The following is an 8772-nucleotide window of genomic DNA, read 5'->3' on the forward strand; positions in this document are numbered from 1 at the left end:
AGAATTCCATCTATCCAGCTTTCTTGTGCTGAGGATAGATGTTCTGTCTGAAGGCTTTCTTTTAAGAAGTCTCGGACTTGTTCTGGTGAGATTTCAAACTCAAAAGCTTTCATTTTATAGAAAAAGTTGATGAGATGATCTGACAGGTATTGGGTTGAAAAGGGAACTTCTCCACTTTTTCGATATTCTAATAAGAGTCGAGCAAATCGGGATTTTTCTTCAGGAAGGTCACGAAAATAGGAATTGAGGAGCCAAGTCTGCTTCTGTTTTCTTTCAACTGGATCCTGACTCGCAATTCGTTGGTCTTTTTCCAGCTCTTTTTGATATTGTTTGGCCTTGATGGCCCGTTCTGTTCTATTTTTACCAAAAAGAATTTTCTCCCATTTGCGTTCTTCTTGAGTCAGGGTTTCTGTAAAACCAAAATAATCTTGATAAGCCCGCTCTGCTGGGCCCATGGCTAGAACTAGATTGTCTGCATACTGCTTGGCTATTTTATCCCTCTTCTTGCGCTCTTTCTCTGCCTGAATACGGAGTTCTTGTTCGTAGTCAATTTTCTCCTTACCTAGCTTGACAAGGTAGAGTTGGTCATCTGGTTTTCCAAGTAAAAAGGGTTTGATACACTTTTCAAGGACTTCTTCCATCCGAGCCTTTTTCTTGGGCTCTGCCTTAGTCCAACTTCCTCCCTGAAAGACTTCTAAGAAAAGCTGGTAGTCACTCTCAGGCGCAAATTGATTGCCACGATTGGGTTTGAAAACACCTTTTTCCCAGAGCCATTTTAGAAGTCGCTCGTCAAAGTCACTTTTATTGACCTTGATTTTTTCCTTTTTCTGGGCTTTTCTGGTCAGATTTTCAACCTTTCTGAGCAGTTTTTCTTCCTCTTCCAGTTGCTGGTCAAGGGTCAATCGATGAAAATGACGAACACAGTCGCTACCAATCGGAAAGAGGCGTTGACCTGTGACACCGTTAAAGAGTTCGTAGGCGTACTTGATGGCATTTCCACAGACACAATTGCTACGGCCGATACCGTTAAAAATCAAGGAAACTTCATTCCATTCCTTGGTAGCTTGTTCCCAAGTATCAGCTTTTGAAGCCTGTAAAACCGCATCATGCAGGGATTTTCTAACTGGAAGTGTCATGAGGTCTCCTTTCTAATACTCAATGAAAATCAAAGAGCAAACTAGGAAGCTAGCCACAGGTTGCTCAAAACACAGTTTTGAGGTTGTAGATAAGACTGACGAAGTCAGCTCAAAACACAGTTTTGAGGTTGTGGATAGAACTGACGAAGTCAGTAACCATATCTACAGCAAGCTGAAGCTGACGTGGTTTGAAGAGATTTTCGAAGAGTATAAATTATACTTTTACAACTTGAACCTCGTCTTTACCGAGTAAAATCAAGTATTTTTCAATATTTTCAATCGAATAGGATCGTGATAAAGCTTCTCCGTATAGGGATAACTGACCACGATAGCGGTCTACGAGTTGACTCGGTTCATCATAGCGGTCTGTCTTATAGTCAAACAGAACAATTTTATCTTCGTAAAGTAGATAGCCATCAAGGATACCACGGACAACGAAGTCTTCCTGACTCTTTTGGTCTCGTTTGAGCATGGAAAAAGGTTGCTCGCGATAAAGATGGTTGGTATTAGCGAGAATTTCCTGACCGAGTGCTGTGTCAAAGAATGCAAGAATTTTAGCAAGATTGATCTTGTCTCTGACAGCTTGGCTAGTTTGAACTTGTTTGAGAGTTTCTGTCAGGCTAGCAAGAGTTGGTCGCTGACTGAGATCCATTCTCTGCATGAGTTCGTGGGTGGCACTACCAATCTCAGCTCCTGTTACCTTTTCTTTGGTTGAAAAATCTGGCAAATCAAAGTTGATTTTCTTGTCTACTGACTGTCCTTGACTTGCAATCTCAACACCTTCCATATCCATAACAGGTTCGTAGAATTTCTTGATTTGACTTGGGGTTTGAACACTAGGAAGTTCAATGGCTGCGCGGTGAAGAGTATTATAGACTTCCACTTCTTTCAGCATTTCAAGCGCTTCTTTAATGGTATCTGACTGACGATTGTCTACTTGGGAGCTATCTTGGAGAGGGTTCTTGGTTTCCAACTCTCCGATAGCTTCTCTAGTCAGCTGATCATCGCCAACAAAACGATAGCTAAAGTTGAGATGATCCTTGGCAAATACTTTACTGATAGCCCAAATCCAATCTTGGAAATTCTTGGCTTGCAGTCTAGTGTTGCTGTTTAGTTTTCTATTTTTAGCTGCAGGAAATTCTTTGCTCTCCAGCTTTTCACGAGAGCCCTTACCGACAAGATAGAGCTTTTTCTCAGCCCGCGTCATGGCAACATACAGCAGACGCATCTGCTCTGAATAGCTTGCCAGCTGTAATTCCTCTTCATTCTGTATATAAGTTAGGCTAGGAATGGAGAGTTTGATGGTTTTAGGATAGTGATCTTCCACTGCTCCTGTCTCCATTTTGGCAATGTATTTGACACCTAATCCATTTTTACGGCTGAGAATGACTTCTGACATGCTGTCTTGCTTGTTGAAGTCCTGATCCATGTTGAGAATAAAGACGTAAGGAAACTCCAGTCCTTTACTCTTGTGGATGGTCATGAGTTCTACTGCATCCTTGGGGGGTGCGACAGCCACGCTCGCAAGATCGTGCTGGGCTTCCAAGACTTGGTCAATCATACCAATAAAACGAGACAAGCCCTTGAAATTGCTCTTTTCAAATTGATCAGCACGTAGAGCTAGGGCGTAGAGATTAGCCTGTCTAGCAGGACCATTTGGCAAAGCTCCGACATAATCGTAGTAAAAACGGTCGTTGTAAATCTTCCAAATCAAGTCATAGAGGGAGTGGGTTTTGGCATACAGGCGCCAAGAAGCTAGGATCTCCATGAATTGGGTTAGTTTCTCAGCTAGAGCTGTGTGGATCAAATTTTTATGGCTTGTTGTCTGTTTTTGAGCATTGACTAGCTTATCATAGAGATTCTCTTGGATTTTGTCCTCTGCTTTCTGAAGGGATAAACGTGCCAACTCGTCCTCATCAAAACCAAACATTGGAGACTTCATAAGGGCAACCAAGGCATAGTCTTGCAGGGGATTGTGAATGACACGAAGGGTGTCTAGCATGACTTGCACTTCTAGGGATTGGAGATAATTGTTTTGCTCGCCGTCTGTTTTGACAGGGATCCCATACTCAGACAAGGCAAGGAGAATCTGGTCATTTCGACTGCGACTGGAGGTCAAAAGGGCAATTTCCTTAAATGCCACACCTTTCTCCTGATGAAGTTTAAGAATCTCCTTGATAACTAAGCGCATCTCACCAGTTAGTTTCGTTTCTGTTTGACTCTCTTCTTCCTCACCTGTATCGTCCTTGTCGTAGAGGAGAAATTCTGCCTTGTTGTCAGGGTTAGGAGTTAGTTTGGTATTGGCAAAAACAAGTTGGTGCATGTTATCATAGTTGATTTCGCCGACCTCTTGGTCCATAAGGCGTTCAAAGACATCATTGGTTGCTGACAGCACTTCTGAACTACTACGGAAATTTTCTTTGAGGAGAATGAGCTTGCCCTCTTTTGGATTTTGCGCATAGCGTTGGAATTTTTCATTAAAAATCTGCGGATCTGCCTGACGAAAACGATAGATGGACTGCTTGATATCCCCCACCATAAAGCGATTGTGACCATTCGACAGCAATTCCAACATCCGTTCTTGAATGTGGTTGGTATCCTGATACTCATCGACCATGACTTCGTGGAAACGCTCCTGATACGCCTCACGAACTTGCGGGAAATTTTCTAAAATCTCAATAGTGTAATGGCTGATATCAGCGAATTCAAAGGCATTTTCCTGACGTTTACGCTGACGATAAGCCTCCACAAAATCACTCATAAAGGTTTGGAAAGTCTTAGCTAGTTCCCATGTATCTTCATGATAACGTTCTTGATAGTCGAGAATGGTTATCTGGTCTGACAGTTGACCTAGTTTAGCAAACTGGGTCTTTCTCTCTTCATTGTAGGCATCAGCCAGGGGCTTCAAATCAGCCTTACGACTTGCATTGGTCAGAGCCCGACCATTTTTCTCCTTCGAGATGGTGACAACACGCGCAAGCACTGCCTGATAAGCCTGACTATCGGACTCTTGATTTAAGGAGCCAATTTCATCTAAAATCAACTGAACATTTTCTAGATAAGCAGCCTTTGGAAACTCCTTAGCATCATTATCCAGATGGTAACGGAAAAAGCTTTCCAAGTCCCAAAGGGCTTGCTTGATTTGCTCAGTCAGTTTTTCTTTTTCACTGGTAAAATCAGCTTTTTCAAAGCCTTTTAGGAAAGACTTACTTAACCATTTCTGAGGGTTGCTGGTGGATTGGAGGAAGTCATAGATTTTATAGACTTGCTGGCGTAGCCCCCGTTCATCTTTTCCACGTCCAGCAAAGTTTTTCAGCAAATGACTAAACTTTGCTTGCTGTTTACCCTGGTAATGCGCTTCAAAGACCTCATGGAAGACTTCGTTTTTTAGAAGGAGTTGCTCGCTCTGGTTTTGTAAAATACGGAAATTAGGCGCAATATCAATTAGATAACCATGTTTGCCAAGGAATTTTTGTGTGAAAGAGTCCATAGTTCCGATAGCAGCGTTGGGTAGGTCTGCCAACTGGCGGCCTAAGTGTTGTTTGAGCTCGACACCATCCGTCTCTTGGATTTGTTGGCTGATTTTTTTCTCCAAACGTTCCTTAAGCTCAGTCGCAGCCTTGACGGTAAAGGTTGAGATAAAGAGTTGAGAAATTTCGACACCACGCGCTAACTGATCCAGAATGCGCTCGGCCATGACAAAGGTTTTACCAGAACCAGCCGATGCTGAAACCAGGATATTCTGACCAGAAGTGTAGATGGCTTCGATTTGCTCGGCAGTTTTCTTTTGTTCCTTGCTCGAATTCACTTCTGCATCTTGCAGTTTTTGAATTTCCTCCTCAGTTAAAAAGGGAATGGGCTTCATCGATTCAACTCCTCTCTTATTTTTTCAAACCAAGCTTGCTTGAGTTTTTCTCCGACCAGACGCTTGCCATCAGTTAAGTCCAACTTTTCTAGAAAACGGGCTTGGTCCAAGTGGTAATTGGCTTCAAATCCTGTGATGGCTTGATGTTGCTGAACATACGGTGCAATACTTCTGCCATTTTCAGTATAAGGATTAATGGCGAACTGGCCTACTAAAATCTTCTCAGCCGCTTTTTTATAAAGATAGGCATTGTAGTCCAGTAGGAGCTGGAATTCCTCCTCCGTTAGCTGATTGGCCTTGTTTTTATTGTAAAATTCAGCCAAATGACCGCTTTCCTTTTCTAAAAAGAGGCCTTGGTATTTCATTGACTTGCTAGCTTCTACTACTGCACCTGCTAGACTTTTAACAGCCATCAAAGATTGGACAGGCTCAGCCATTTCCAAGTACATGGCACCAAAAAAGTTCTGCTCCCCTTCTCTTTTTAAGGCAGCTAGATAGGTTGGCAACTGGGAATTAAGGCCATTAAAGAAATGAGGAAACTGGAACTGAGTCAGACTGGATTTGTAGTCTACCACTCCAATCGCTCCATCAGCTTTCAATCGGTCAATGCGGTCAACCTTACCTCGTACAAAGACACTCCGTCCATTGTCCAATTGAATAAAGGCCTGCTCTTTCCCACCAAAATTTGCCTCTTCTTTGATGGTTTCGATGGCTGGATTGTGTCGGAGAATATGTCCAGTAGTCCGCGCAACATCAAGCAAAATTTCCTTGGTAAACTGGGCTTCTAAACTTTCCTGATAAATGGCTTCAAATTCGCGTTCTTGGCTGGTTTCTTGGATAGCCTGTTCCAAACGTTGGTCAAAGGAATCTTCATCAGGTAACTGCAAGGCCCGTTCAAAAATACGGTGCAAGAAATTCCCATGACTACGGGCATCAGGACGTAGACGTAATTCCTCTTGCAAGCCTAGAACATAACGGAGGAAATAACTGTATTCATTGCGATAAAACTCCGTCAAACCAGACGTAGACAGGTAAAATTCCTTGTCAGCTGGATAGAGAGCCTGTAAGGTATCCTTAGTCAACTGCTTACTGCTTGGACTGATTGGGAGGGCTGGATTTTCCAGACCTTGCTGTTCTAGTTTTTTACCCATGACACGCGCCAGAACCTTAATAAAGGTCAAATCTTGCTCAGTATCACTCGTCTCCCCCTGCTGGTGATAGGCAACCAGACTAGACAAAAGACTGTGATAGGACCCCATATCTTCCTTAGACAGCCCTTTGTGATTCATCCTCTTCTCTTTTTGACTAAATCCAAAATGGACCAACTCTTGAAGATAAGCAGATTCCTTACTTTCACTTTCGTTAAAAAGGCTTGGAGCCGACAAGACCAACTGCTTACGAGCAGAATTGACCAAGGAAAGCATAGTATAGCGATTTTTCTTGAGGTTTTCACTGCTGGCAATCAGCAATTGTGTTCCTTCCTCTGTCGCTTGGTTTAAGCTTTGTCTTTCTTCATCTGTCAAAAGGCTGGTATTCTGCGCGATTTTTGGTAAATTGTCCTGAGTCAGACCAATAGCATAGACAAAGTCAGCAGTCAATGGTGCAATCAAATCGTAACTCTGCACCAGAACAGTGTCCACTGTTGCTGGAATGGTGCGATACTGAGACAAACTCATCCCAGAATGAAGCAAGGCAAGGAAGTCCTCTAGACTAACTTGTGAACCAGCAAAAACAGTCACAAATTGTTCTAAAACATGACAGAAAGCCTTCCAAACTTCAGCTTGTCTTTCCTGTTCTAGAGCTTCCATAGTGGCTGTCAAATCTTGTAACTGCTTGGTCACAGCTCCTTCTTTTAGAAAAGAGTTCCACTTTTGCAAGAGATTTTCAGCCTTTTGTTTTCGGCTAGCAAAAAGAGTCTCAAGAGGTTCTAAAATTCTCAGGCGAAGGGCATTCAAACGCTCCAGATTAAATTTTCCATGGTGGGATTTGGTGAAGGCTTGCTGAAAGGCTGGCAAGCCATTGATACCAAGATAGCGGATATATTGCTCAAAAGCATCAATTTCAGCTTGACTAAGGTCCGTATACAAACCTGTTCTGAGGAGATTAATCAAATCTTCCTGACGGAAACGATAGCGTTTTAAAGCTAAAATAGACTCGACAAACTGAGTCAAGGGATGATGCGCCATGGATTCGCTTCTACCAAGATAGAAAGGAATCTGATACTGGTCAAAAATCGTTTTTAGAGATAATTGATAAGAAGGCACGTCACCTAAGAGAATACGAAAATGCTTGTAACTCAGGTCTGAGTTCTCATGTAATTTCTGACGAATGCTACGGGTTACTAGCTCCAACTCCTCCTTTTGCGTCAAACAAGACCAGATTTGTAGGTTTTCACGGTCCTTCTCATCGACATCCAAAGTGAGTTCTGAAAAGTCATAGGACGATTCCAATAAACGAGAGGCCTTGTCAAAACTATCCATCTTTTCAAGAGTTTGAGAACAGTCCTGAGCAGGAGTTTGGTATTTAGAGGCTAGATGATGGAGAAAGTCCACACTGGCTTGGTAGAGATTACCCTCGCTAAAAGGGCTAGTATAGGCTTTCTTACTAGCATAGGCTCCAATGACAATCTCAACACCCTTGCCGTGAAGTAAGTCCACAATCCGCTCTTCTTCGGCAGAAAAACGGGTAAATCCATCAATAACCAAGGCAATTTTAGTAAAATCACTACTTACATTGTCATTCTCAATAGCCTCAATCAAATGGGACAACTGACTTCCCTGAGCTAACTGCCCTTGGTTAAGATAGGCCGTTACTTTCTCAAAAATCAAGAGCAAGTCTACTCGCTTGTCTTCATCTGCCAAACTCTCCAAGTCTAAAAAGCTCATCTGAGCAGTCGTCATCTCGTGATACAGTTCAATCAACTGCTGAATAAATTGAGGATCCTGCTTAATCGCACCATAAACACGCAAGTCCTTGGGGTCAATTTCCGAAAGGCATTTATAAAAGGCCATCCCAAGACCGATATCATCAAGACTGGTCTTGGCAGGCAGGTCATTCAAGACCAGATAACGAGCCATCTGCGCAAAGCGCGTGACGGTAATCGAAAAAGAAGCCTGCTGGGACAAGCATTCCAGCACGGCGCGTTCCTTTTCAAAAGAAAGAGAGTTGGGGGCGATGTAGAAGACCCGCTTGCCAGCAGCAACTAACTCCTCCGCCTCTCTTGTTAGAATTTCAGTCAAAGAAGTCCGAATATCAGTATAAAGTAATTTCATCTCAGCCTCGTTGGAATTTTTCATTACCTTTTATTATACCATGATTAGCCCGAAGATTCCTCCTCCTTTCCTCTAAAATATGCTATAATAATACCAAAAGATAAAGAAGGAAGACTTATGATTAAACTACTAGCCTTGGATATGGACGGAACCCTCCTCAATGAAGCCAAGGAAATCCCACAAGCTCATATTACTGCTATTCACCAAGCTATTGAAAAAGGTGTCAAACTGGTTCTCTGTACGGGTCGCCCGCTTTTCGGTGTCCTCCCCTACTACAAAAAACTGGGGCTTGACCTCCAGAACGAATATGTCATTGTTAACAACGGTTGTTCAACTCACCAGACAAGTGACTGGGGACTAGTTGACTGGCAAGAACTTAGTCCAGCAGACATCGAATACCTCTATGACCTAGCTGAAAAAAGTGATGTTCAGTTGACTCTTTTTGATGAGGAGCATTATTTTGTCCTCGGTGGTAAGCCTAATGAAATCATTGAAAATG

At 42.7% G+C, this 8772-nt stretch carries 4 protein-coding genes; 1 reads left to right on the forward strand and 3 read right to left on the reverse strand.

The genetic code is table 11. The annotated features are described in order from the left end of the window. From ACLNCN_RS01615 to rexB, 3 genes are all read right to left on the reverse strand, one after another. Positions 1-1136, reverse strand: a 1136-nt coding sequence (locus ACLNCN_RS01615; RefSeq protein WP_424844489.1) for a hypothetical protein, incomplete at its 3' end; no start/stop codon positions are given. A 214-nt stretch (positions 1137-1350) separates the two neighbouring features. Further along, positions 1351-5001: a helicase-exonuclease AddAB subunit AddA gene (addA, locus tag ACLNCN_RS01620; RefSeq protein ID WP_424844490.1), complete on the reverse strand. Its 3651-nt coding sequence runs from the start codon at positions 4999-5001 to the stop codon at positions 1351-1353. Beyond that, complete coding sequence (gene rexB / locus ACLNCN_RS01625) at positions 4998-8273, reverse strand: ATP-dependent nuclease subunit B (protein WP_424844491.1); 3276 nt, start codon at positions 8271-8273, stop codon at positions 4998-5000. The genes addA and rexB overlap by 4 nt, the downstream gene beginning before the upstream one ends. 117 nt (positions 8274-8390) lie before the next feature. Here rexB and ACLNCN_RS01630 point away from each other — a divergent pair. Further along, on the forward strand, positions 8391-8772 hold a 382-nt coding region (locus ACLNCN_RS01630), incomplete at its 3' end, for an HAD-IIB family hydrolase (RefSeq protein ID WP_424844492.1).

The sequence above is a fragment of the Streptococcus sp. CL8.13 genome (genome assembly GCF_049737895.1).

Bases quoted from the DNA above. Each gene is read 5' to 3' on its own strand.
- addA (WP_424844490.1), bottom strand. From the start codon at position 5,001: ATGAAGCCCATTCCCTTTTTAACTGAGGAGGAAATTCAAAAACTGCAA.
- rexB (WP_424844491.1), bottom strand. From the start codon at position 8,273: ATGAAATTACTTTATACTGATATTCGGACTTCTTTGACTGAAATTCTA.